At 50.0% G+C, this 2,508-nt stretch carries 2 protein-coding genes and 1 tRNA gene; all 3 read right to left on the bottom strand.

Translation table 11 applies throughout. The annotated features are described in order from the left end of the window. Positions 1 to 352, bottom strand: a 352-nt coding sequence (locus tag AC2VE5_RS25560) for a helix-turn-helix domain-containing protein (protein ID WP_486890391.1), incomplete at its 3' end; no start/stop codon positions are given. A gap of 157 nt (positions 353 to 509) precedes the next feature. Next, a tRNA-Pro gene (locus tag AC2VE5_RS25565) sits at positions 510 to 583 on the bottom strand. A gap of 65 nt (positions 584 to 648) precedes the next feature. Continuing rightward, a partial coding sequence (gene glgB, locus AC2VE5_RS25570; protein WP_486890392.1) for a 1,4-alpha-glucan branching enzyme occupies positions 649 to 2,508 on the bottom strand: 1,860 nt, incomplete at its 5' end.

Below are 2,508 nucleotides of genomic sequence, written 5' to 3' on the forward strand. Positions count from 1 at the left end.
AAAAGCCAGTGCCCTCAAAGTCAGCAGCTAAGGCACTGATAATAGGCTCGTATTCCCCTAATTGAATTAGATCAAACCCAGTCCGGTTGCCCAAAGCAGGTAAAGGCGTAGAAAGAAACTCTTTGAGACCCCCAGGGGTGTACACCCTTTGTCCCAGGTCAATAATTTCTTGCAGCTTGGCAAGCCGCTGTCGCTGCTCAAGGTCTCTGGGTAGTTTGCCTTCCTTTTCACAGCGGCTGACTGTTTTGGTGCTAACTCGCAGCAAGCGACCCAGCTGCTCCTGAGAAATATCTAACTGTTGTCGAATCTGACTGAGGTTGTAGAGAGTCCCCGACGCTGGCAGAGTGGTCATAGACACCTTCCTCTTGAGTCGCAATTGATGAACTCATCCTAGCGTTATGTACGGACAAATGTCTAGATAAACATATCGGCTTCCCTAAAGCCATGCATTGGCTAGGTGACCACCCGTCAATTTAGATTTATTTCAACAGCAGTTTGATTGAGTAATATCGGGATGAGAGGATTTGAACCTCCGGCCCCTTCGTCCCGAACGAAGTGCGCTACCAAGCTGCGCCACATCCCGTTTTGTAGCCACTAGCAACTACTTCAACAGCGTATCACGCCTATTTCAGGATTACCAAATCACTTTTAATCTGACTTATTGCCTTGAAGCTGTTGCATTGCCGCCTTAGTTTTGGACCGATCCAGCTTGAAAATGAGTGTTGCTAGTGGCGGCAGGCATAGATCCAGAGAGTAGGGCTGATTATGAAAAGACCACTCCTCAGACCATTTGCCGCCTAAGTTGCCCAGATTGCTACCGCCGTATTCACGCACATCACTATTGAGTAGCTCGGTGTAGAAGCCGGGTTGGGGCACGCCCACTCGATAGTGGCTGTGGGGTTGGGGGGTAAAGTTGCAGACCGTGAGCACAAAATCCTCAGAATCCTTGGCTTTGCGGATAAATGAGATTACACTGTGGCGGTTATCGCTACAGTCAATCCACTCAAACCCTTCAAAAGCAAAGTCCTGGGAATAAAGACAGGGTTCGCGGCGGTAAAGGTAATTGAGATCACTGACGAACTGCTTGAGTTGCTTGTGGGGGGCATGCTGCAACAAGAACCACTCTAGATCTCCCCAGACATTCCATTCACTCCACTGGCCAAACTCCATACTCATAAATAGGGTCTTTTTGCCCGGATGGGTAAACATAAACCCAAATAGACAGCGGAGATTGGCAAACTTTTGCCATTCATCCCCCGGTATTTTGCCAATTAAATTGCTCTTGCCGTGGACAATTTCGTCGTGGGAGAGCGCCAGCATAAAGTTTTCGCTAAAGGCGTACATGATGCTGAAGGTGAGATTGTTTTGATGGAACTGGCGAAACCAGGGGTCCATGTGGAAGTAATCCAACATATCGTGCATCCAGCCCATGTTCCACTTAAGGTTGAAACCCAGGCCGCCAACGTAGGTGGGCCAGGAAACCATTGGCCAGACCGTTGATTCTTCCGCGATCGAGAGAATTCCCGGAAAATAGCTAAACAAGACATTATTTAAATCGCGCAGGAAATCTGCGGCCTCAATGTTCTCTCGCCCGCCGTACTGGTTCGGCAGCCATTCCCCTGGCAGTCGGCAATAGTCTAGATACAGCATCGAAGCAACGGCATCTACCCGAATTCCATCAATGTGGTACTTATCAAACCAGAACAGGGCATTGGCCAGCAGATAATTGCGAACTTCATGGCGGCTGTAGTTAAAGACCAGGGTGCCCCATTCTTTGTGTTCTCCCCGGCGGGGGTCAGCATGCTCGTACAAATGAGTGCCATCAAAGAAGGCCAGGCCGTGTCCATCTTTAGGAAAGTGACCCGGAACCCAATCAACGATCACCCCAATCCCCTGCTGGTGGCACTGATCGACAAAATACATAAAGTCTTGGGGCGTCCCATAGCGGGAGGTACAGGCGTAGTAACCAGCAACCTGATAGCCCCAGGAGCCATCGAAGGGATGTTCTGCCACCGGCATTAACTCCAGGTGGGTAAAGCCGAGTTCTTTGACGTAGGGAATTAAGCGATCGGCTAACTCTCGGTAGGTTAAAAATCGGGCCCCGGACTTAAGCTCTGAAACAATCACAGATGTGCCAGCCTCACCGTTTGCCAACTCGGGTGGATCTTCAGCAGCAGCGTGCATCCAGGAGCCAAGGTGCACCTCGTAGACAGAGATCGGCTGGGAAAGGGGGTCGGTATGCCGCCGTGCTTCCATCCAGTCAAGGTCATTCCAGGTATAGGTCTCTAGGTCTGTGACAATCGAAGCAGTTTTAGGGCGGACTTCCTGCTGAAACCCATAAGGATCAGACTTTTCATAGATATGCCCATCAAAGTTTTTGATTTCGTATTTGTAATGCTCCCCCACCCCCAGCTCAGGAATAAACAGTTCCCAAATTCCCCCGGCAGCCTTGCGCATTTGATGCTTGCGCCCATCCCAATAATTGAAGTCTCCGAGGACAGAGACATT

Source organism: Aliterella sp. E5.1, assembly GCF_057473825.1.